Genomic DNA, 21,666 nt, shown 5'->3' on the forward strand with positions numbered 1-21,666 from the left:
ACCCCAAAAGCGGTTTCCGGAGCGCTGGCCCGCCCATTTCCTGCGATTTCGGGGCCGAGGTTGTGACAAGATGATGTCCATGTGCCAACTGCTCGGCCTCAACTGCGCCACCCCCACCGACGCCTCGTTCAGTTTCACCGGCTTCTGCCAGCGCGGTGGCGCCACCGACCACCACGCCGACGGCTGGGGCATCGCCTTCTTTGAAGGCCGGGGGCTGCGCCTCTTCATCGACCACGAGAGTGCGGCCAACTCCCGCATGGCCGAGTTCCTGCGCAGCTACCCGCTCAAGAGCAAGAACATCCTGGCCCACGTGCGCAAGGCCACCATCGGCGAGGTGATGCTGGAGAACGCCCACCCCTTCACGCGCGAGCTGTGGGGCCGGCACTGGGTGTTCGCCCACAACGGCGACCTGAAGGACTACTTCCCCAAGCTGCACGGCGCGTTCCAGCCGGTGGGCACCACCGACAGCGAGCGTGCGTTCTGCTGGCTGATGCAGGAACTCGCCAAGTCACACGCGAGCCTGCCCAGCGTCGCCGAACTCACGCACACACTGCGCGAGCTGATCCCGAAGATCACCACGTTCGGCACCGCCAACTTCCTGCTCTCCAACGGCGAGGCCATGTGGGCGCACTGCAGCACCAAGCTGCACTACCTGGTGCGCCAGCACCCGTTTGCGCAGGCCACGCTGATGGACCACGACTGGACGGTGAACTTCGCCGACCTCAACCAGCCCGGCGACCGCGCGGCCGTGATCGTGACCACGCCGCTGACCCGCAACGAGCAGTGGACCGCGTTTGAACCGGGTGAACTCAAGGTGTTCGTGGACGGCCTGCCCCTGGCCTGAGGCCGGGCCATCAACCCCGGCCGGCGCGGCGCTCTTCGCGTTGCATGAAGAGGTACAGCCCCTCCACCTTCTCGCGCGCCCACGGCGTCTTGCGCAGGAAACGCAGGCTGGAACCCACGCTCGGGTCCACGTTGAAGCAGCGGATGGGGATGCGCTGGCCCAGCTCTTCCCAGCCGTAGTGGTCGGCCAGCGCGGTGACGATCGCCTCCAGCGTCAGGCCGTGCAACGGGTTGCGCGCCTGCTTGGCGGGTGCTTTGGGCGCTTCGTCGTCGGGCGGGTTGACGGGTTGGTCGCTCATTCTTGGCCCTTGATCGATTGCTCCAGGGCGTCCACAAACATCGACGGCACATCGAACCCGGTCTGGTCGGTGATCTCCTGGAAGCAGGTCGGGCTGGTGACGTTGATCTCGGTCACACTGTTGCCGATCATGTCCAGCCCCACCAGCAGCAGGCCGCGCTTGGCCAGCGTGGGCGCGATGGCCTCGGCCACGGCACGGTTCTCATCGCTCAGCGGCTGCGCCACGCCCTTGCCGCCGGCCGCGAGGTTGCCGCGCACCTCGTTGCCCTGCGGGATGCGCGCCAGCACGAAGGGCGCGACCTTCCCGCCGATCAGCAGCAGGCGCTTGTCGCCAGCCACGATCTCGGGCAGGTAACGCTGCACCATCACGCTGGTGGCGCCGCCCTGGTTGAGCGTCTCGATGATGGAGCCGAGGTTCATGCCGTCGGCGCCGACGCGGAAGATGCCCATGCCCCCCATGCCGTCCAGCGGCTTGAGGATCACGTCCCGGTGCTCGGCGTGGAATGCGCGGATGTCGTCGGCCGCGCGCGTCACCAGCGTGGGCGGCGCGAACTGCGCGAACTCCATCAGCGCGAGTTTCTCCGGGTGGTCACGCAGCGCGCGCGGGCTGTTGAACACGCGCGCGCCTTCGCGCTCGGCCTGTTCCAGCAGGTGGGTGGCGTAGAAGAATTCGCTGTCGAACGGTGGGTCCTTGCGCATGAGCACGGCATCGAAGCCATGCACCGGATCGATCGCTTCGCGGGTGACTTCAAACCAGGCATCGGCATCGCCCGTGAGGACGATGTGGCGCACGGCGGCGGTGACCGGCTGGCCGCTGCGCCAGGCCATGTGCTGCGGCTCGGTGGCGGCGATGGTGTGGCCGCGTTTCTGCAGCTCGCGCATCATGGCGAAGGTGGTGTCCTTGTAGGTCTTGAAGGACGCCAGAGGGTCGGCAACGAAGAGGATGTTCATGGGGCTTGTTCAGGGGGCTTTGCGGGCAGCCCCGTACTGTTGCACAAACAGCGCGAGCGCGCCGGCGACCACGCCCCAGAAGGCCGAGCCGATGCCGGCAATGACCACGCCGCTGAGCGTGACGAGGAAGGTGATGAGCGCGGCTTCGCGGTGGTCGTCGTCGCGCAGCGCGGTGTGCAGACCACCGCCGATGCTGCCCAGCAGCGCCAGGCCGGCGATGGCCAGCACCAGCTCTTTGGGGAACGCCAGCAGCAGGCCGGTGACCGCGGCGCCAAAGAGGCCGATCACCCCATAGATCACACCGCTGCTCACCGCCGCGGTGTAACGCTTGCGCTGGTCGGCGTGCGCTTCTTCGCCCATGCAGATGGCGGCGGTGATGGCGCTGAGGCTGAGCGCGAACGCGCCGAACGGCGCCAGCACCAGCGTGGCCAGCCCGGTCAGGGTGATGATCTTCGAGATCGGCATGTCATACCCCGCGGTGCGGATGGCCGCCACGCCCGGCAGGTTCTGCGAGGCCATGGTCACCACGAACAGCGGCAACGCCAGGCTCACCAGCGCGGACAGCGTGAACTCGGGCGCGGTGAACACCGGGCGGGCCAGCGACAAGCTCACCGCCTCGCCGTTGAACTGGCCGTTCACCGCCACGTAGGCCACCGCCACGGCCAGCGTGAGCGGCACCGCGTAACGCGGCAGGCAACGCCGGCCCAGCAGGTAGGCCAGCAGCATGAGCAACACCAGCGGCAGCGCCGTCTGCGCAGCGGCGAACGCCTGCAGGCCAAACCGGGCCAGCACGCCGGCCAGCAGGGCCGAGGCAATCGCCACCGGGATGCGGTTCATCACCCGCTCGAACCAGCCGGTCGCACCGACCAGCACGGTCAGCGCGGCGCAGGCCATGAACGCGCCCACCGCCTGCGGCATGCTGAAGCCCCCGGCCAGACCGGCCGTGGCCAGCACCGCAGCACCGGGCGTGCTCCAGGCCACCATCACCGGCTGCTTGAGGATGAGCGAAGGAATGGCCGAACACAGCCCCATGCCCAGGCCGAGCGCCCACATCCAGGAAGTGATCAGCTCGGGCGTGGCACCAAAGGCCAACGCGGCCTGAAAGACGATGGCGACCGAGCTGGTGAAGCCCACCAGCACCGCCACAAAACCGGCCGTGGCGGCCGAGAGGTTGAGGTCACGGAAAAAAGACATCGGGCGATTGTGCCGGGAGCACCCCGCAACCCAAACGGGAAAGGACTCTCCGGAGCGCGTGCTCGAACCCAGGATGCGGTGGAGCCGGCTTCGCCGGGCCACTCGCATCGCCCCTTGAGGGGCGGAGCGGTTACGCGCAGCGAACAAGCGACGGGGGTGAGCCCATCTAAATCTCTATTTTTGAGCCCAGCTCGATCACCGCGTTGCTCGGCAGGTTCAGGAACTCGGCCGCCGCCCCCGCGTTGTGGTGCATCTGGGCGAAGATTTTTTCGCGCCAGGGCGCCATGCCGCTGCCCAGGGTGGGCACCACCAGATCGCGCGACAGGAAGTAGCTGGTGGTCATGGCGTCGAGCGCACAGCCGCGCCCGCTCATGAGCTGCAGCGCCTTGGGCACGTCGGGGTCGTTCTTGAACCCGTAATGGATCACGACCTGCCAGCAATCGTGCCCCAGCGGCTCCACCGCCAGGCGCTTGTCCAGCCCGATCCAGGGCACCTCGTGACTGCGCACCGTGACGAACAGGTTCTGCGCGTGCAGCACCTTGTTGTGCTTGAGGTTGTGCAACAGCGCGTTGGGCACGGTGCCGGTCTCGGCCGTGAGGAACACCGCCGTGCCTTCCACGCGCGCGGGCGGTGCCATGAACACCGCGTCGAGAAAGCTGTCGAGCTCAATGGCGTCGGCCTGTTGTTTGGCCGCCATCAACACCCGCCCCTGCTTCCAGGTCATCATGAGCATGAACACCACGCCGCCGATCAGCAGCGGGAACCAGCCGCCCGCGAACAGCTTGAGCAGGTTGGAGCTGAAGAACGCCAGGTCCACCACGAAGAAGAATCCGGTCGCCAGCAGGCACAGCCACAGCGGGTATTTCCAGCCGAAGCGGATCACGAAGAAGGTCAGCACCGTGGTGATGAGCATGTCCAGCGTGACGGCGATGCCGTAGGCGGCCGCCAGGTTGCTGGACGACTTGAACATCACCACCGCCAGCACGATGGCCACGAACAGGCCCCAGTTGACGAAGGGAATGTAGATCTGGCCGGTGTCGCGCACGCTGGTGTGCAGCAGGTTCAGGCGCGGCAGGTAACCCAGCTGCACGGCCTGCTTGGTGACGCTGAACGCGCCGGAGATCAGGGCCTGAGAGGCGATCACCGTGGCCATGGTCGCCAGCCCCACCAGCGGCAGCAGAAACCAGTCAGGGGCCATGTTGAAGAAGGGGTTTTTCACCGCCTCGGGGTCGCTCAGCAGCAGCGCGCCCTGGCCGAAATAGTTGAGGGTGAGGCAAGGCATGACGATGGAGAACCAGGCCAGGCGGATCGGTTTTTTGCCGAAGTGGCCCATGTCGGCGTAGAGCGCCTCACCACCGGTGACGCACAGCACCACCGCACCGAGGATGATGAAGGTGGTGCCCGGCTGCTCCCAGATGAAACGCAGGGCGTGGTGCGGGCTGAGTGCGGCCAGGATTTCGGGGTGGCCGACGATGTGCACCACGCCCAGCCCCGCGATGGTGAGAAACCACAGCACCGTGATCGGGCCGAAGAACTTGCCGATGCCGCTGGTGCCGCGCTTTTGTACAAAAAACAGACCGAACAGCACCACCAGCGTGATCGGCACCACGTACTGCTTGAACGCCGGTGAAATGACCTCCAGGCCCTCCACCGCCGAGAGCACCGAAATCGCCGGGGTGATGACGCCATCGCCATAAAACAGCGAGGTGCCGAAGATGCCGATCGCCAGCAGCCACTTGCGCAGCTCGGGCCGGTCTTTCACCGCCTGCGAGGCCAGCGCCAGCATGGCGATCAGACCGCCCTCGCCCGCGTTGTCGGCGCGCAGCACCAGCACCACGTATTTGAGGGAAACGATGACCGTCAGTGTCCAGAAAACGATGGACAGCACCCCGTACACGTTGTCATGGGTGAAGGGGACATGGCCGGACCCGAAGATCTCTTTGATGGCGTACAGCACGCTGGTGCCGATATCGCCATACACCACACCGATGGCGCCCAGGGTGAGCGCAGCAAGCGAAGATTTGCTGGAGGACAAAAAACCACCCGACCGGTTGGGGGTCAGGTCCGTTGTCTGGAAGCTCGCGATTCTGCGCCCGAGGCACACGCTCCGCCAGTGGGGCGATGTGCCTAAATGAGACGTTCCGGCGAGTTTGTTGCACCGCAACAACTGCAACAGGAGAGAAGTGTCATCCCCGATCACACGCCAACACAAGCCCTTCCGGCGAGGCGTGCCCGAGAGCAGGATGCGGTGAAACCGGCTCCGCCGGGCCACTTGCATCGCCCCCTTGAGGGGGTGACGCGCCGCAGGCGCGGCGCGGGGGTGGGCCTACTCGTAGACTTCTGCGTCCGGGTCGGTCGCTTCCAGCTCGTAGCTCGCCGCCAACATGGCCAGGCGGCCGATCACGCCGTACATGTAGAAGCGGTTGGGCACGCTGGCACCGGGCTTCACGCCGGGTTGCGGCAGCTGCGCGCTCTGTTCGAAGGCCAGCGGCACGTAGCTGGAGCCGGGCGCGTTCAGGTTCTCGTCCACGCCCCGGTCGGCGTGCACGCGGTAGAAACCGCCCACCACGTAGCGGTCCATCATGTAGACCACGGGCTCGGCCACGGCGGCGTTGATGCGCTCGTTGGTCAGCACGCCTTCCTGGATGATGACCTCGCCCACCGGCTGGCTCCCCACGGCCTTGGCCCGGGCCTTGAACCACGCGTCGTCCAGGTCCTTGGCGTCGCGCACCGTGAGCTGGCCCAGCGCCGCGTTGCCGTTGTCGGCCTTGATGACGACGAACGGCTTTTCGTTGATGCCGTATTCCTTGTATTTGCGGCGGATCTTGCCCAAGAGCGCATCGGTGTTGCTGCGCAGGCACTCCAGCCCGGTGGCTTCGGCGAAATTCACCTCGCCACACTGGTTGAACATCGGGTTGATCAGCCAGTGGTCCATGCCCAGCAGCTTGCCGAAGCGCTTGGACACCTCTTCGTAGGCCTTGAAATGGTTGCTCTTGCGCCGGATGCCCCAACCCGCGTGCAAGGGCGGCAGCAGGTACTGCTCGTGCAGATCTTCCAGGATGCCGGGGGCGCCCGCCCGCAGGTCGTTGTTGAGCAGGATGGTGCAGGGGTCGAAGTGCTTCAGGCCCAGGCGGCGCTTGCTGCGGATCAGCGGCTCCAGCGTGATGGACTCGCCGCCCGGCAGGTCGATGGTGGTGGGGGCCTTGATGTCGTTGGACAACGAGCCCAGGCGCACGTTCAGGCCGGCCTGGTAGAAGATGCGCTGCAGCTGGCGCAGGTTGCCGAGGTAGAACACATCGGTGCTGCTCTCGGGCACCAGCAGCAGGTTCTTGGCCTCGGGGCAGATCTTCTCGATCGCCGCCATGGCCGCCTGCACCGCCAGCGGCATCATCTCGGGCGTGAGGTGGTTCCAGCCGCCGGGAAACAGGTTGGTGTCCACCGGCGCGAGCTTGAAGCCGGCGTTGCGCACGTCCACCGAGCTGTAGAACGGCGGCGTGTGCTCCATCCACTCCAGCCGGAACCAGCGCTCGATCACCGGGGTGGATTCGAGGATGCGCTGTTCGAGTTCGTTGATGGGGCCAGTGAGGGCGGTGACGAGATGCGGAACCATAAGATTTGGACGCCCCCCGCGCCGCCTGCGGCGTCACCCCCCACTGGGGGGCGTCAGCCGCGGCCCGGCGAAGCCGGTTCCGCGCTGACCTGGACGCTCGGGCGATGCGTTTGGGCGGGAGATGGGGTTGTTGGAAAAGCCTCTAGCGTTGGGAGTATGGGGCCGAAAGCCGGGCTTGCAAGCCCGGCTCAGCCCCGAACCTCGCCTTCACCCAGCACCACGTATTTCAAAGACGTGAGGCCTTCGACGCCGACCGGCCCGCGCGCATGGAACTTGTCGGTGCTGATGCCGATTTCAGCCCCCAGGCCGTACTCGAACCCGTCCGCGAAGCGGGTGCTCGCATTCACCATGACGCTGGCCGAATCCACCTCGCGCAGGAAACGCTGGGCGTGCATGTGGTCGGTGGTGAGGATGGCGTCGGTGTGGTGGCTGCCGTAGCGGTTGATGTGGGCGATGGCTTCGTCCAGGCCCGCCACCACCTTCACGCTGATGACCGGTGCCAGGTATTCCTCGCCCCAGTCCTGCTCGCTGGCGGCCTCCACGGTCGCGCCCGGCACAGCCGACAGGAGGGCCATGGCCTCCGGGCAGCCACGCATCTCCACGCCCTTGGCGGCGTAGACGGCGCCGATCTTCGGCAGGAAGTCGGCCGCCACGCCGCGCGCCACCAGCAGGCTCTCGGTCGCGTTGCAGGGGCTGTATTTCTGGGTCTTGGCGTTGTCGGCCACGGTCACCGCCATGGCGATGTCGCAGGGCTGGTCCACATAGGTGTGGCAGTTGCCGTCCAAGTGCTTGATCACCGGCACCTTGGCCTCGGCGCTGATGCGCTCGATCAGGCCCTTGCCGCCGCGCGGGATGATCACGTCCACGTACTGCGGCATGGTGATGAGCTGGCCCACGGCGGCACGGTCGGTGGTGGGCACGAGCTGCACCGCGTCGGTCGGCAGGCCGGCGGCGGCCAGTGCCTGCTGCACCAGGGCGGCCAGGGCGCGGTTGGAGTCGATGGCCTCGGAGCCGCCGCGCAGGATGCAGGCGTTGCCGCTCTTGATGCTCAGGCTCGCGGCCTCGATGGTCACGTTGGGGCGGCTCTCGTAGATCATGCCGAACACGCCGATGGGCACGCGCATCTGGCCCACGCGGATGCCGCTGGGCATCTGCTTCAGGCCCGTGATTTCACCCGTGATGTCGGCCATGGCGGCCAGCTGCTCGCAGCCTTCGGCGCAGGTCTCGATCACCTTGGGCGTGAGCCTGAGGCGGTCCACCATCGGCTCGCTCAACCCGGCGGCGCGGGCGCGCTCCAGGTCCTTGGCGTTCTCCACCTGCAGCGGCGCCACATTGGCGCGCAGCAAAGCGGCCAGTCCGCGCAAGGCCTTGAGTTTGGTCGCCGCGCTGGCCTTGGCCATCAGCGCCGAGGCGGCCTTGGCCTGGCTGCCCAGCGTGTTCATGAGTTCGGTGGTGTTGGTCGCGTTCATGGCGCGATTTTCGCAGAGCAGCCCGCGCTTGGGGAGGCGGGGGCATTCGGGGGCGGTCCCGGCAACGCGCGTGACAACCGGGCGCGTCGAACCGGTGCACCATCGTGGCCCCCGCGTCCCCACAGCGAAACGCCCATGACCACCACCCAGTTCCAGGTCCGCAAGGACCGGCTCGACACCACGCGGACCGTGACCTTGCCGGAGGCGCCCCTCTCCGACGGACAGGTGCGGGTGCGCATCGAGCAGTTCGCCTACACGTCCAACAACATCACCTACGCCGCGTTCGGCGAGGCCATGGACTACTGGCGGTTTTTCCCGGTGCTGCCGCAGGCCGACGACGCCCCCTGGGGCATCGTGCCGGTCTGGGGGTTCGGCGTGGTGGTCGAAACGACATGCGCCGGGGTGGCCGAAGGTGAGCGCCTGTATGGCTACTGGCCCATGGCCTCGGACGCCGTGCTGCAGCCCGCGCGCGTCTCGCCCGAGGGCTTCTTGGACGGCGCACCGCACCGCGCGGCGCTGCACCCGGTCTACAACCACTGCCTGCGCTGCGCCGTCGACCCGCTGCACGACCCCGCCAACGAGCCGCTGCAAGCGCTGCTCCGGCCCCTGTTCCTCACCGCCTGGCTGATCGACGACTTCCTGGCCGACAACGCCTTCTTCGGCACGGGCCAGCAGGGCCGACGCGGCGTGATGCTGCTCTCGTCGGCCAGCAGCAAGACGGCGTACGCCACCGCGGCCCAGCTGGCCCACCGACCGGACGTGGAGGTGGTCGGCCTGACCTCGGCGGCCAACGTGGCGTTCTGCGAGAGCCTGGGGGTGTACAGCCGCGTGCTCACCTACGACCAGCTCGAGACCCTGCCCAGCGACACGCCCTGCGTGTACGTCGACTTCGCGGGCAACGGCGCACTGCGCAAGGCCATCCACGGCCGGTTCACGGCGCTCGCCCACAGCTGCTCCATCGGCGGCACCCACGTCGACCAGCTGGCCGGCGCACGCGACCTGCCCGGGCCGCGCCCGGTGCTGTTCTTTGCGCCGGCACAAGCCAAGAAACGCCATGCCGACTGGGGTGCCACCGGGTTCAACGAGCGCATGGCGCGCGCCTGGCATGCGTTCATCCAGCAGGTGAACCAGCCTTCGGCACCCTGGTTGGTGGTGCAGCACCACCGCGGGCCCGAGGCGGTGCAGGCGGCCCACGCCCTGGTGCTCGGCGGGCGCGGCGACCCGCGCCTGGGCCACGTGTTGTCGCTGTCGGACGGCGTTTAGGCCCCTTCAGCGCACCGGAATCGCGGTGGCACGGTCCACCGGCACCGCGGTCACCGAGTTCTGCGGCGAGCCCTCGATCACCCGATCAGAGTAGGTGAGGTAGACCAGCGTGTGCCGCTTGAGGTCGACCATGCGCACGATGCGCAGGCGCTTGAAGATGAAGCTGGTGCGCTCGCTGAAGATTTCTTCCTGCGCCTGGACGGGCTTGGGGATCGAGATCGGGCCGACCTGCCGGCAGGCAATGGACGCCTCGGATTTGTCCTCGGCGAGGCCGAGCGCGCCCTTGATGCCACCGGTCTTGGCGCGCGACAGGAAACAGGTGACGCCGGCCACCCCCGGGTCGTCGAACGCCTCGACCACGATCTTGTGGTCGGACCCGATGAACTTGAACACCGTGTCGACCGAGCCGATCTCTTCAGCCTGGGCGGCGGTGGAGGCGATCAGCAGCAGCGAGAGGGAAAGCACGAGGTAGCGCATGGGGGGCCTTTGCGAAGGGTGGTGAATGGACACACGGTAGCAGCACCCAGCCGGTCCACTCGTCCAGCGCCCAGACAAAGCTGTCACTCGATGTCCCAGGCGTGGTGTCGGCCTTGCCGCCGCAGGCGAGCTTGGCGCCTCCGGCCCGTGTGTCGTCGATCAGTTGATTGCCGTGGTCGACCGTGCCCATGCCGATCACGGAGCCCAGCACCACCAGTGGGGCCTTGCCGCCGAGCTCCAGCACCACGGGCTTCAGGTACTTCGCGCAGGTGGCGGCGATGATCTTGCCGACCTTGGTGGAACCGGTGAAATTCACGCGGCACACGGCCGGGTGCGCCACCGTGGTTGGGCGATACCACATGATGCGGTGGTCTCCTCGGCTAGGTTCTCATCGGGCGCGTTCATCTCGTCGCCCAGGTAGGCCTCGATCACCTCGGCGTTGCGCACCACCTCGGCGAGCGTGCCGTCGGCGATCTTGCGGTCCTGGCGCAGCGCACCATCACGGACATCGCGTTTTCATGGGGGTTCAACAATGGCGCCCATTTCAGTCGCGTGTTCCGAGAACACGCCGGTCTTTCGCCCAGCGATTTCCGGGACACCGCGCTGCGCCAGTCGGCAGCGGTCTGATTCAGCGCAGCGCGCAGGCCTGCGCCACCCGCAGCGCCATGCGGTGCAGCGCGTCCCACGGGTCGGCCGGCCAGTCGGGCTGCTTGAGGCCCTTGACGATACCGTCCACCGTGTGCGCGTCCTGCAGCCACTGGGCCAGCTGGGCGGGCCGGATCAGCGGCAGCGCGCGCTCCATCAGCTTTTCCTTCAGGCCCCAGACGCGGTTCTCGCGCAGCGCCATCGGCAGCGGGCGGCCCGCGTCCATCGCGTTGCGGATGCGGTTGAGCGTGCGGATGTCTTCGGCCAGCGCCCAGTGCACCAGCACGGCGGCCTCGCCCTCGGCCTGCAACCCGTCGAGCATGCGCTGCACGCGCAGCACCTGGCCGCCCAGCACGGCTTCGGCCAGCTTGAACGGCGTGTAGCGCGCGACGTTGAGCACCGCGTTTTCCACCTGCTCCAGCGACAGCTCGCCGGCCGGGTACAGCAGGCCGAGCTTCTGGATTTCCTGGTGCGCGGCCAGCAGGTTGCCCTCGACGCGGTCGGCAAAGAACTGCAGCGTGCGCTGGCCTTCTTCCCCCGCTGCGACGCGCTGACCCTGCTGCTGCAGGCGCTGCGCGATCCAGGCCGGCAGCGCCTGGCGCTCGACCGGGTCCACCTTCACCGTCACGCCGAAGCTGTCCAGCGCGGCAAACCAGGCACCCTTCTGGGTGGCAGCGTCCAGGCGCGGCAGCAGCACCAGGGTGAGCGTGCTGTCGTTGTCGCGTGCGGCTTCGGCCAGCTGCTGCAACACCTGTGAGCCGTCCTTGCCGGGCTTGCCCGAGGGCACCCGGATTTCGATCAGTTGTTTGTCGGCGAACAGGCTCATGGAGCCGCCACTGGCGAGCACCTCGCTCCAGTCGAAGTGCGCCCCGGCCACCGTGTGCACGGTGCGCTCGGTGTAGCCCTGTTCGCGTGCAACGGCGCGGATGGCGTCGGCCGCTTCCTGGATCAGCAGCGGCTCATCGCCGTGCAGGGTGTAGAGGGACTTGAGCCCCCGCTGCAGTTGCCCGGCCAGCTGCGGGGCGGCCACCTGCATGGCCTCAGAGCGATTTGACGGCGGCCAGGCGGCGCAGCACCTGCTGCGCGATGTCGCCTTCCATGTCGTGGAACATGGTGTTCTCTTCGGCCGCCTTGGCCAGCGCGGCGGTTTCCGTGAAGCTGATGTCGCGCTCCAGCAGCAGCTCGGTGTCGTCGATCAGGACCTTGCCCGCCACCGTGCTCAGGCGGAAGCGGAAACGCACGCGCAGCGTCAGCTCCCGCACCTGGCCCGAATCGGTCTGACCCGACACCACGCGCTCGTGATGGTCACGGGCCACATGCAACACCACCTGCACGGGCACCGCGGCGGTGGTGGTCTGCGCGGCTTTGGAGGCGTTGGCCACCTGGATGCCAACGGACACCATCGCCTGCTGGAGGGCCCGGGACACCTGCGTGTTCTCGAACCCGGTCACCAACACCGACTCAAACGCAAACTTGGGCGCCTGGCGCAAGGCAAAACCGCACCCCCCCAGGCCGGCGGTCGCGAGCAGCGCACCCGCGCTGGCCAGCGCCCTCAGCGCCACGCGCCGCCCGGACAAGGAAGGCTCCGGCGTCTCGCAGGAGGACTGGGGGGCGAAGGGGGTGTTGGGTTTCATGACGCGACTTTTATACCACCACGTTGACCAGACGGCCCGGCACCACCACCACCTTTTTGGGCGCGGCGCCGTTGGCCTGTTTGACAAAGGCTTCGCTGGCCAGCGCCGCTGCTTCGATGGCGGCCTTGTCCGCGCCGGCGGGCACGGTGACGCTGCCACGCAGCTTGCCGTTGATCTGCAGCATGAGCTCAATCTCGTCGCGCTGCAGCGCGGTCTCGTCGGCCTGCGGCCAGGGTGCGTCGAGCAGCTCGCCCGCCGTGGCAGCGTAGCCGAGTTCGACCCACAGGCTGTGCGCGATGTGCGGTGTGGCCGGGTAGATGCAGCGCAGCAGCATGCCGAAGCCTTCGGCCAGCGCGGCGTTGTCGCCTGCACTGCCGTCGCCCTTGAAGTCGTCCAGGGCATTGAGCATCTTCATCGCGCCCGAGACCACGGTGTTGTATTGCATGCGCTGGTAGTCGTAGTCCACCTGCTTGAGCACGGTGTGCACTTCCAGGCGCAGCGCCTTGGCCGCCTTGGACAGCGTCTGCGTGCCCAAGCTGGCCGCGAGCGCGCCCAGGCCCGCCGTGGCCGAGAGCTTGTTGCCAAAGCCCCAGACGCGCCGCAGGAAGCGGTAGCTGCCTTCCACCGCCGCGTCGTTCCACTCCAGCGTGGCTTCGGGCGGCGCGGTGAACATGGTGTACAGGCGCGCGGTGTCGGCGCCGTACTTCTCGATCAGGTCCTGCGGGTCGACGCCGTTGTTCTTGGACTTGGACATGGTGCCCACGCCCTCGTAGTCGATGGCCGTGCCCACCGGCAAATCGCCCACCGCCTTGATCAGCTTGGCGCCGATGACCTTGCCGGCCTCGTCGAACACGTGTTCCACGTCCTGCGGCCAGAAGTAGTCCTTGCCGCCCTTCTCGGTGCGGCGCGAGTAGATGTGGTTAAGCACCATGCCCTGGGTCAGCAGCTTGCTGAAGGGCTCGTCCACCTTCACCAGGCCGAGATCGCGCATGACCTTGGTCCAGAAGCGCGCGTACAGCAGGTGCAGGATGGCGTGTTCGATGCCGCCGATGTACTGGTCCATCGGCATCCAGTAGTCCGCGCCCTCGGCCACCATCTTGTCGTTGTTCTTCGGGTCGCAGTAGCGCATGAAGTACCAGGACGAATCCACGAAGGTGTCCATGGTGTCGGTCTCGCGCCGCGCCGCTTGGCCGCAGATGGGGCAGGTGACGCCGGCATGGAAGCCCTCGTGTTTGTGCAGCGGGTTGCCCGAGCCGTCGGGGATGCAGTCCTGCGGCAACACCACCGGCAGGTCTTTCTCGGGCACCGGCACCGCGCCGTGTTCGGCGCAATGGATGATGGGGATGGGCGTGCCCCAGTAGCGCTGGCGGCTGATGCCCCAGTCGCGCAGGCGGAAGGTGGTTTTCTTCTCGCCCAGACCCTTGTCGGCCAGCAGTTCGGCCACCTTGTCCACGGCAGCCTTCTGGTTCAGACCGTTCAGCACGCCGGAGTTCACGCACACACAGCGCTGCTTGTCGCCGTACCAGTCGGCCCAGGCGGTGGTGCTGAAGGTCTCGCCCTCCACCGCCACCACCTGCTGGATCTTCAGGTCGTATTTCAGCGCGAACGCGAAATCACGCTCGTCGTGCGCCGGCACGCCCATCACCGCGCCGTCGCCGTAGCTCATGAGCACGTAGTTGCCAACCCAGACCTCGACCTGGGCGCCGGTCAGCGGGTGCGTGACGAACAGGCTGGTGGCCATGCCCTTCTTCTCCTGCGTGGCGAGTTCGGCTTCGGTGGTGCCACCGGTCTTGCACTCTTCGATGAACGCCGCCAATGCAGGGTTGGTCAAGGCGGCGTGGTGGGCCAACGGGTGCTCCGCGGCCACGGCGCAGAAGGTCACGCCCATGATGGTGTCGGCGCGCGTGGTGAACACGTACATCTTGCCGTCGCCGATCAGTGCGCCATCAGCGCCTTTGATGGTGTGTGGGAACGCGAAGCGCACGCCCTCGCTCTTGCCGATCCAGTTTTCCTGCATCAGGCGGACCTTGTCGGGCCAGCCATTGAGGGTCGCCTTGGGGGTGCCCAGTTGCACGTGATCGAGCAGTTCGTCGGCGTACGAGGTGATGTTCAGGTAGTAACCGGGAATCTCGCGTTTTTCCACCGTGGCGCCGGTGCGCCAGCCTTTGCCGTCGATCACCTGTTCGTTGGCCAGCACGGTCTGGTCCACCGGGTCCCAGTTGACGATCTGGGTCTTGCGGTAGGCGATGCCTTTTTCCAGCATCTTCAGGAACAGCCACTGGTTCCACTTGTAATAGCTCGGGTCGCAGGTCGCGACCTCGCGGCTCCAGTCGATGGCCAGCCCCATGGCCTGCATCTGCTGCTTCATGTAGGCGATGTTTTCGTAGGTCCACTTGGCCGGTGGCACGCCGTTTTTCAGCGCCGCGTTTTCGGCCGGCAGGCCGAAGGCGTCCCAACCCATGGGCATCAACACGTTGTGACCGTTCATGCGCAGGTAGCGCGTGAGCATGTCGTTGATGGTGTAGTTGCGCACGTGGCCCATGTGCAGCTTGCCGCTGGGGTAGGGCAGCATGGAGCAGGCGTAGAACTTCTTCTTGCCGGCGACCTCGGTCACGCGGTAGGCGTCGTTGGCGTTCCAGTGGGCGTGCGCGGCGCGCTCGACATCCTTGTGGGCGTATTTTTCTTGCATGAACCAGGGACCGGACCGGGCCGGTGAATGAAAGGGGCAGCTCGCTGCGTAGCCCCCGATTTTAGGGCTTGGGGCGCCCTGCCTCCGCTGCAGGCAACCAGCGCTCAGCGTGTCGGCGCCGGCGCGGTGGTCGCACCCGTGGCCGGATCGGCCACAAAGCCGATGCGCGACAGGCCCACGCTCTGGGCCAGACCGATCAGCTGCACCACGCGACCATAGGGCACGGCCGTGTCGGCGCGCAGCTGCAACTCGGTCTCGGGGTCGCGCTGCGCGGTTTGCGTCAGGCGCTGCTTCAGGGTGGCGGCGTCGACCGGCTGCTCGTCCCAGAACACCTGCCCCTGGGGGTCCACGCTGATCGAGATGAACGCCTCGGGTTCGGCCGATGCGGCCACCGGTTCGCTGGCTTTGGGCAACTCCAGCTCCAGACGGCTGGACATGAGGGGCGCCGTGATGATGAAGATCACCAGCAGCACCAGCATCACGTCGACCAGCGGCGTGACGTTGATGTCGCTCATCGGCTCGGACCGGGCGGGCTTTTCCAGTCGGCCGAAGCTCATCTCGGGGCCTCGCTGTGAACGAGCAGCTCGCGCAGATCGCGGGCAAAGCCTTCCAGATCGGCCTCGATGCGCCCAATCTGGCGACCCAGCACGTTGTAGGCCAGCACCGCGGGAATGGCCACCGCCAGACCGGCGGCCGTCATGACCAGCGCCTCGCCCACCGGGCCAGACACCTGCTCAATGCGGAATTTGCCATCCACCCCAATGGCCGTGAGCGCGTTGTAGATGCCCCAGACCGTGCCCAACAGGCCCACGAACGGGGCCGTGGAACCCACGGTGGCCAACAACACCTGCCCGTATTGAAGGCGGTGCAACACACGGTGCAAAGCGTCGCGCAGCACACGGGTGAGCTGCTGCGAGCGGTCGCCGGCGGCGGCGAGGGTTTGCGGCGCGGCCTGCTCGATGGTGCGGGCGGCTTCCAGCAGCGGCAGCACCAGACGGCGGGAGTCGAAACCGTTCAGGCGCTGCTGGGCTTCATCCAGGTAGCCGGCCTGCCAGAACGCGGCGGTGGAGGTGTGCACGTCGCGCACCGCGCGGCGCAGCAGCCAGCCCTTCCAGAGAATCACCACCCAGCTCGCGACCGACATGGCCAGCAGCAGCAAGGCCACGCTGCGGCTGACCGCATCGCCCTGCCAGATGGTTTGCCAGACGCCGCCCATGGATGGATCTCCTGAAAAAAAGGGGTGCTGGCTCAGCGCAGGCCGAGCACGTCAAACATGTCGTACAGCCCACTGGACCGGCCGGCCAGGAAGCGCACCGCGCGCAGGCTGCCCTGGGCGTAGGTCGAGCGGCTGCTGGACTTGTGGGTGATCTCGATGCGCTCGCCGATGCCGGCGAACAACACGGTGTGGTCGCCCACGATGTCGCCACCGCGCACAGTGGCAAAGCCGATGGACGACGGATCGCGCTCGCCGGTCACGCCCTCGCGGGCATAGACGGCGCAATCTTTCAGGTCACGGCCCAGCGCACCCGCAATCACCTCGCCCATCTTCAGGGCGGTACCACTGGGCGCGTCCACCTTGTGGCGGTGGTGCGCCTCGACGATCTCGATGTCGTAGCCGGTGGACAGCGCCTTGGCCGCCATTTCCAGCAACTTCATCGTCACGTTCACGCCCACGCTCATGTTGGGCGCCATCATGATGGCGATGGATTTGGAGGCCTCGGCGATTTCCGCCTTCTGCGCTTCGGAGAATCCGGTTGTGCCGATCACCAGCTTCACGCCGTGCTCCACGCAGGACCGCAGGTGCAGCATCGTGCCTTCGGGACGCGTGAAGTCGATCAGGAACTGGCTTCCGGACAGGCCCGCGCCCAGGTCGGCCGTGATGGCGACCCCGGCGGCACGACCCGCAAACGCTCCCGCATCAAGCCCAAGGGCCGGGCTGCCGGCGATGTCGAGCGCGCCGGCCAGCACGCAGTCCCCGCTGCCCTGCACCGCTTCCACCAGCATCTGGCCCATGCGGCCGCTGGCACCGGCCACGCACACGCGGTGCGGGCTCTGGAGCACCGCGCTCATCGCGTGGCTCCCGGGGCTTCCAGTGGTGGGTAGCTGGTGGCCGGGGTGGCGGGCGGCGGAGCGGGCGCCGCGCCAGGAGCGGCGTTGCGCGACTCGAACGCCTTCAACTGCGCTTCGGTGGCCTCCAGTGCAGGCACCTTGTCGGCTTTGCGGCGGGAGTCCAGTGAAGACACGAACTCGGACTCGCTGGGCAGTTCGTCAGCCTCGTGGCGTTCCAGCACATCGCCCTTGAAAAACACGGTCAACCTGCGCTGCTGCGGCGCCTGACCTTGGCGTCTGAAAGTGAACACGTAGTCCCAGCGGTCGGCATGGAACACGCTGGTCAGCAACGGCGAACCCAGCAGACCGCGCACCTGTTCACGGGTCTGGCCCGGTTGCAGGGCCTTGGCCTGCTCGCGCGTGACGACATTGCCCTGGAGGATGTCGATCCGGTAGGGCGAGATCAACCCACCGGCGCTCGGCAGCTTGTCACGCAGGCCAGAACATGCGCCCAGACACAGGCACAAGGCAAGCACCAGGGGCGTGCACCGCTGACTCGCGCTCCGATCTGGAGTCGGCCGCAGAGGGGCAGGAAGGGAGAAAAACTGGCGCATGAATGCAACCCACAAAAGGCGCGCTCGACCGCGGTGAGCGGCAGGACATTGCCACGGGCGGCGCGCGCTGGCGATATGATCCGGTCATTGTAGCCCCGGGGTCCTGAAAGGCTCTGTCCGCAGCCGCGCTGCCCGCCCGCTTCTCCCGCCCGTCCATGACCAATATCGATGAACTCAAAAGCACTGGGCTGAAGGCCACGCTGCCACGGCTGAAGATCCTTGAGGTGTTCCAGAACGCCAAGCAGCGCCACATGACCGCGGAAGATGTGTACCGGGTGTTGCTGGACGAGCACTCCGACATCGGCCTGGCCACCGTCTACCGTGTGCTGATGCAGTTTGAGCAGGCCAGCCTTCTCACGCGCAGCAACTTCGAATCAGGCAAGGCGGTCTTCGAACTCAACGAAGGCCAGCACCACGATCATTTGGTGTGCCTCGATTGCGGCCGGGTGGAGGAGTTCTTTGATCCCGAGATCGAGAAGCGGCAGCAACTGATCGCCAAAACCCGCGGCTTCGTGCTGCAGGAACACGCGCTGTCCCTGTACGCCAGCTGCAGCAAACCCGACTGTCCGCACCGCACTTCACCGGCGTCACAGCGCTGAGCCCGTCCGCGGCGGATCATTCGCCGCGCAGCATCGCCGCGCGGTGGCGCGCAACAAATTCCTGATAGGTATCGATCCCGCGCAACTGCAGGATGGTGTTGCGCACAGCCGCCTCCACCAGCACCGCAATGTTGCGGCCGGCGACCACCTGGATCACCGCCTTGCGCACCGGCACACCCAGCACGTCCTGGTACAGCGGCTCGTGGGGCATGCGGTCGTAATCACGCTCCATGGTCTCTTTGCGCACGAGGTGCACGATGAGCGAGAGCCGCATCTTGCGGCGCACCGCCGTCTCGCCGAAGATCGCCTTGATGTCCAGCAAGCCGATGCCGCGCACCTCCAGCAGGTTTTGCAGCAGCTCCGGGCATCGCCCCTCGATGCTGGTCTGGTTGATGCGATAGAGGTCCACCGCGTCGTCGGCCACCAGACCGTGGCCACGCGAGATCAGCTCCAGGCCCAGTTCACTTTTGCCCAGACCCGACTCGCCGGTGATCATCACCCCCATGCCGAGGATGTCCATGAACACGCCGTGCATGGACGAGCGGTCGGCAAAGTGGCGGGACAAATAGGCCCGCAGCACGTCGATCACAAAAGCCGCGGGCTCGGGCGTGGCGAACATCGGGATCTGCGCCCGCTCGCACATGGCCATGAGCGCATCGGGCACGGCCTGCGCGTCGGCCACGATGAGCACCGGCGGTTCCAGCGTCACGATGCGCGCGATGCGTCGGCGGTTGTCGTCTTCGTTGGGACTGGTGAGGTAGGCCATCTCACGCTCACCAAACACCTGCACGCGGTAAGGGTGGATGTAGTTGAGGTAACCCACCAGGTCGGCACCGGACCGTGCTTCACGGATCGCCACCTCGTCAAAGCGGCGCTCGGAGGCCCCGAGCCCAGCCACCCACTGCCACTTCAGGGCATCCCGATGGTCCTCAAAGAGAACGTCGGCGCTGACAACGGTGGGTTTCACGCGGCGGCGTGGGCGGACTGCCAGCCGGTGATCAGTGTGTGCAGCGCGTCCGCATCGTTCGAGACTTTCATCTGCTCACGCAAAGCGCTGTCGCTGAGCAGCTCGGCAATTTCGGAGAGGATTTCCAGGTGCTTCTGCGTCGCAGCTTCTGGCACCAGCAAGAAGATCATCAGCTGGACCGGCAGTTCGTCCGGTGCGTCGAAACCGATCGGGCTGGCGAGCTGGAACACGGCAGCGAGGGGTTGCTTCAAGCCTTTGATGCGGCCGTGCGGGATCGCCACCCCATGGCCCAGACCGGTGGAGCCGAGCCGTTCGCGGGCAAAAAGGCTGTCGGTGATGAGCGCCCGGTTGAGGCCATGCAGCGTTTCAAACAGCAACCCGGCCTCTTCAAACGCGCGTTTTTTGCTGGTGGCGTCCACGGAAACCAGCACCTGCGGAGCGGGCAAAATCACGGATAGTCGGTTCATGTGGGCCTCTTTGGACCGCAAATTATGCCGAGTTGGGCGCCGTTGGCTAGACTGCGGGCACAAAAAAGCCGCTTGACTTTACAAGCGGCTTGTTGCATTGCAACATGCTCGGCGGTCATCCCGACAGAGTGACCACCGGGTTGATCACATCAGGCGCTTGGCCGAGCCGTGATTGTGATCCTGGGCTTTGTCCTTGTAACGCAGCACCTGGCGGTCCAGCTTGTCGGCCAGCTCATCGACCGCGGCATAGAGGTCGGCGTTGGCGCATTCGGCGAACAGATCCTTGCCTTTCACATGGATGTTGCATTCCGCCTTTTGCCGCATGTCCTTTTCTTTCAGGTTGTCCACCGTCAGCAGCACCTTGATGTCGACCACCTGGTCAAAGTGGCGTGATATTCGCTCCAGCTTGGTCGTGACGTATCCGCGCAGGGCGGGAGTGACCTCGAGATGGTGACCGCTGATTGTCAGGTTCATAAAAGAGCCTCCTTATGCTCCGGGTTGACACAAGCCGCCGGGCGGGTAGACCTCCCGGCGGCCACGGGGATGTCTGGACCCACTATGCCCATGAAAGAGCAGCGGCGCAAGCTTGCACTGCAACAAAGGGTGAAAAGGCAAACCTTGGCACTCACACGGGCCGAGGACCCACGGTCGAACCGTGCACGCGCACGCGCCACGCCATCGCCATCGCCGCCAGGCTGGCGCCCACGCCCACCAGACCGCTCACCCAGTAGTGCTGCACCAGACCGGCCGCGTCGCGGCTGATGATCAACCCGCCGACGAACGACGCCAGCCCCATGGCGGCGGACTGCACCGAGGCGTTGAGCGCCATGAAGGTGCCACGCAGTGCCGGATTGGCCGCCCCCGTGATCAGCGCCATGCCCGGAATCATGCGGCCGCTCATGAAGACAAACAGCCCGGTCGAGACGATCAACACCGCCCACAACGGCCACCGGGGCATGAGTGTGGCGGCCAGCAGCGGCACGATCACCCCCAGCGCCAGCATGGTGAAGGTGGGCACTTTGCCCATGCGGTCGGCCAGGCGACCAAACAGCCGCGCCGTGAACAGCGTGGCCACGCCGCCGCAGAGGTAAAGGTAGGGAATCTGCTCCGGCAACACGCCCACATTGGCCTGCATGTAGATGGTGAAGTAGGGCAACACGGTAAAACCGGTGAACATCAGCAGCGCGGAAAAAGCGAAGGCACGCTGGTGGTTGCGGTCGACCAGCACCATGCCGATGCCGCGCCAGACCGAGGGCCGGTCGTTCGCCTTCAAATGGTGGTTCAGCGGTGGCAAGGTAGCGGCGGCGGCCAGCGCGAGCACGCCGCTCAGCACGGCGATGCCGATGAAGGGGGCCTGCCAGCTCAGGTGGTTGGCCAGGAACAGGCCCAGCGGCACACCGGCCACGGTGGACACCGAAAACGACGACATGACAATGCCCATGGCACGTCCCCGGCGCTCAAACGGAATCACATCGGCGACGATGGTCTGCGCCAGGGCCGACAGCACGCCGCCAAACACGCCGGCGGCCACGCGCGCCACCATCAGAAACCCATAGCCCGGCGCCAGGCCACATGCCAAGGTGGCCAACGCGAACAGCACGTACAGGGTGAGCAGCAGGTGCTTGCGGTCGAACCGGTCCACGTAGGTGGCGGCGGCCAGGCCCGACACGCCGGCGGCCAGGGTGTAGGCCGCAACCAGCAGGCCGAACTGGGCGTCGCTGATGCCGAAGAGCCGAGTGAACTGCGGCCCCAGCGGCATCATGATCATGAAGTCGAGGATGTGGGTGAACTGGATGCCGGCGATGGTGAGCAGCAGCCAGCGTTCGCGGCGGGGGGTGAGCAGGGGATGTGTCATGATTTTGGGCAACTGCCCAATGTATCCGCCCCGCCCCGATGC

22 protein-coding genes and 2 pseudogenes are annotated in these 21,666 nt (G+C 66.6%); 4 read left to right on the forward strand and 20 right to left on the reverse strand.

Annotated elements, in window-relative coordinates; genetic code table 11:
- Positions 1 to 79: 79 nt before the first annotated feature.
- Positions 80 to 844, forward strand: a complete 765-nt coding sequence (locus tag IV088_RS06855) for a class II glutamine amidotransferase (RefSeq protein WP_291099579.1) — start codon at positions 80 to 82, stop codon at positions 842 to 844.
- A 10-nt stretch (positions 845 to 854) separates the two neighbouring features.
- Here IV088_RS06855 and IV088_RS06860 read toward each other — a convergent pair whose 3' ends face one another.
- The 6 genes from IV088_RS06860 to IV088_RS06885 form a co-directional block, all read right to left on the reverse strand.
- On the reverse strand, positions 855 to 1,142 hold the full coding sequence (locus IV088_RS06860; protein WP_291099582.1) for a VF530 family protein: 288 nt from the start codon (positions 1,140 to 1,142) through the stop codon (positions 855 to 857).
- On the reverse strand, positions 1,139 to 2,092 hold the full coding sequence (gene gshB, locus IV088_RS06865) for a glutathione synthase (protein ID WP_291099585.1): 954 nt from the start codon (positions 2,090 to 2,092) through the stop codon (positions 1,139 to 1,141). The genes IV088_RS06860 and gshB overlap by 4 nt, the downstream gene beginning before the upstream one ends.
- A 9-nt stretch (positions 2,093 to 2,101) precedes the next feature.
- Positions 2,102 to 3,286, reverse strand: coding sequence for a benzoate/H(+) symporter BenE family transporter (locus tag IV088_RS06870; protein WP_291099588.1), 1,185 nt, complete (start codon positions 3,284 to 3,286; stop codon positions 2,102 to 2,104).
- 166 nt (positions 3,287 to 3,452) lie between these two features.
- Positions 3,453 to 5,321 carry a potassium transporter Kup gene (locus IV088_RS06875; protein ID WP_291099591.1) on the reverse strand — a complete coding sequence of 623 codons (1,869 nt, stop codon included), beginning with the start codon at positions 5,319 to 5,321 and terminating at the stop codon, positions 3,453 to 3,455.
- Between the two features lie 291 nt (positions 5,322 to 5,612).
- On the reverse strand, positions 5,613 to 6,896 hold the full coding sequence (gene gshA / locus IV088_RS06880) for a glutamate--cysteine ligase (RefSeq protein WP_291099594.1): 1,284 nt from the start codon (positions 6,894 to 6,896) through the stop codon (positions 5,613 to 5,615).
- A gap of 188 nt (positions 6,897 to 7,084) precedes the next feature.
- Positions 7,085 to 8,365 (reverse strand): glutamate-5-semialdehyde dehydrogenase, encoded by a 1,281-nt coding sequence (locus IV088_RS06885; RefSeq protein WP_291099597.1) that lies wholly within the window; start codon positions 8,363 to 8,365, stop codon positions 7,085 to 7,087.
- Between the two features lie 135 nt (positions 8,366 to 8,500).
- On the opposite strand from IV088_RS06885, the gene IV088_RS06890 reads away from it, so the two are divergent.
- Positions 8,501 to 9,628: a DUF2855 family protein gene (locus IV088_RS06890; protein WP_291099600.1), complete on the forward strand. Its 1,128-nt coding sequence runs from the start codon at positions 8,501 to 8,503 to the stop codon at positions 9,626 to 9,628.
- A 6-nt stretch (positions 9,629 to 9,634) separates the two neighbouring features.
- Here the strand turns inward: IV088_RS06890 and IV088_RS06895 are convergent, their stop codons facing one another.
- The 3 genes and pseudogenes from IV088_RS06895 to IV088_RS26335 form a co-directional block, all read right to left on the reverse strand.
- Positions 9,635 to 10,105, reverse strand: coding sequence for a CreA family protein (locus IV088_RS06895; protein WP_291099603.1), 471 nt, complete (start codon positions 10,103 to 10,105; stop codon positions 9,635 to 9,637).
- Between the two features lie 109 nt (positions 10,106 to 10,214).
- Positions 10,215 to 10,445: pseudogene (locus tag IV088_RS06900) on the reverse strand (aldehyde dehydrogenase family protein); the annotation flags it as partial.
- Entirely contained in the window at positions 10,418 to 10,555 is a 138-nt protein-coding gene (locus tag IV088_RS26335; protein ID WP_367171572.1) for a hypothetical protein, read from the reverse strand. The pseudogene IV088_RS06900 and the gene IV088_RS26335, both read right to left, overlap by 28 nt.
- Positions 10,556 to 10,588: 33 nt before the next feature.
- Between IV088_RS26335 and IV088_RS06905 the strand changes: the two are divergent.
- Positions 10,589 to 10,732 (forward strand): annotated as a pseudogene (locus tag IV088_RS06905) (helix-turn-helix domain-containing protein); the annotation flags it as partial.
- A gap of 1 nt (position 10,733) precedes the next feature.
- Here IV088_RS06905 and holA read toward each other — a convergent pair.
- The 7 genes from holA to IV088_RS06940 form a co-directional block, all read right to left on the reverse strand.
- The gene (holA, locus tag IV088_RS06910) at positions 10,734 to 11,786 is read right to left on the reverse strand and encodes a DNA polymerase III subunit delta (RefSeq protein WP_291099605.1); all 1,053 of its coding nucleotides are present in this window, start codon (positions 11,784 to 11,786) and stop codon (positions 10,734 to 10,736) included.
- Positions 11,787 to 11,790: 4 nt separating this feature from the next.
- Entirely contained in the window at positions 11,791 to 12,384 is a 594-nt protein-coding gene (gene lptE / locus IV088_RS06915; RefSeq protein ID WP_291099608.1) for an LPS assembly lipoprotein LptE, read from the reverse strand.
- A 10-nt stretch (positions 12,385 to 12,394) separates the two neighbouring features.
- Positions 12,395 to 15,073 (reverse strand): leucine--tRNA ligase, encoded by a 2,679-nt coding sequence (gene leuS, locus IV088_RS06920; RefSeq protein ID WP_291099611.1) that lies wholly within the window; start codon positions 15,071 to 15,073, stop codon positions 12,395 to 12,397.
- Between the two features lie 104 nt (positions 15,074 to 15,177).
- Positions 15,178 to 15,630: a biopolymer transporter ExbD gene (locus IV088_RS06925; protein ID WP_291099614.1), complete on the reverse strand. Its 453-nt coding sequence runs from the start codon at positions 15,628 to 15,630 to the stop codon at positions 15,178 to 15,180.
- The gene (locus IV088_RS06930) at positions 15,627 to 16,289 is read right to left on the reverse strand and encodes a MotA/TolQ/ExbB proton channel family protein (protein ID WP_236963522.1); all 663 of its coding nucleotides are present in this window, start codon (positions 16,287 to 16,289) and stop codon (positions 15,627 to 15,629) included. The genes IV088_RS06925 and IV088_RS06930 overlap by 4 nt, the downstream gene beginning before the upstream one ends.
- 32 nt (positions 16,290 to 16,321) lie before the next feature.
- On the reverse strand, positions 16,322 to 17,143 hold the full coding sequence (gene dapB / locus IV088_RS06935; protein WP_291099619.1) for a 4-hydroxy-tetrahydrodipicolinate reductase: 822 nt from the start codon (positions 17,141 to 17,143) through the stop codon (positions 16,322 to 16,324).
- Positions 17,140 to 17,658 (reverse strand): outer membrane protein assembly factor BamE, encoded by a 519-nt coding sequence (locus IV088_RS06940; protein ID WP_367171573.1) that lies wholly within the window; start codon positions 17,656 to 17,658, stop codon positions 17,140 to 17,142. The genes dapB and IV088_RS06940 overlap by 4 nt, the downstream gene beginning before the upstream one ends.
- Positions 17,659 to 17,891: 233 nt before the next feature.
- On the opposite strand from IV088_RS06940, the gene fur reads away from it, so the two are divergent.
- The gene (gene fur, locus IV088_RS06945) at positions 17,892 to 18,335 is read left to right on the forward strand and encodes a ferric iron uptake transcriptional regulator (protein ID WP_236963519.1); all 444 of its coding nucleotides are present in this window, start codon (positions 17,892 to 17,894) and stop codon (positions 18,333 to 18,335) included.
- A 16-nt stretch (positions 18,336 to 18,351) separates the two neighbouring features.
- Here fur and hprK read toward each other — a convergent pair whose 3' ends face one another.
- The 4 genes from hprK to IV088_RS06965 all read right to left on the reverse strand — a co-directional run bounded on the left by hprK (position 18,352) and on the right by IV088_RS06965 (position 21,624).
- Positions 18,352 to 19,302: an HPr(Ser) kinase/phosphatase gene (gene hprK, locus IV088_RS06950; protein WP_291099624.1), complete on the reverse strand. Its 951-nt coding sequence runs from the start codon at positions 19,300 to 19,302 to the stop codon at positions 18,352 to 18,354.
- Positions 19,299 to 19,769: a PTS sugar transporter subunit IIA gene (locus IV088_RS06955; protein WP_291099627.1), complete on the reverse strand. Its 471-nt coding sequence runs from the start codon at positions 19,767 to 19,769 to the stop codon at positions 19,299 to 19,301. The genes hprK and IV088_RS06955 overlap by 4 nt, the downstream gene beginning before the upstream one ends.
- A gap of 144 nt (positions 19,770 to 19,913) precedes the next feature.
- Entirely contained in the window at positions 19,914 to 20,243 is a 330-nt protein-coding gene (gene raiA, locus IV088_RS06960) for a ribosome-associated translation inhibitor RaiA (protein WP_236963516.1), read from the reverse strand.
- Positions 20,244 to 20,394: 151 nt separating this feature from the next.
- A complete protein-coding gene (locus tag IV088_RS06965) occupies positions 20,395 to 21,624 on the reverse strand; it encodes an MFS transporter (protein ID WP_291099631.1) in 1,230 nt (409 codons plus the stop codon).
- Between the last annotated feature and the right edge of the window lie 42 nt (positions 21,625 to 21,666).

The organism is Hydrogenophaga sp. (assembly GCF_018780075.1).
Lineage (GTDB): Bacteria > Pseudomonadota > Gammaproteobacteria > Burkholderiales > Burkholderiaceae_C > Hydrogenophaga.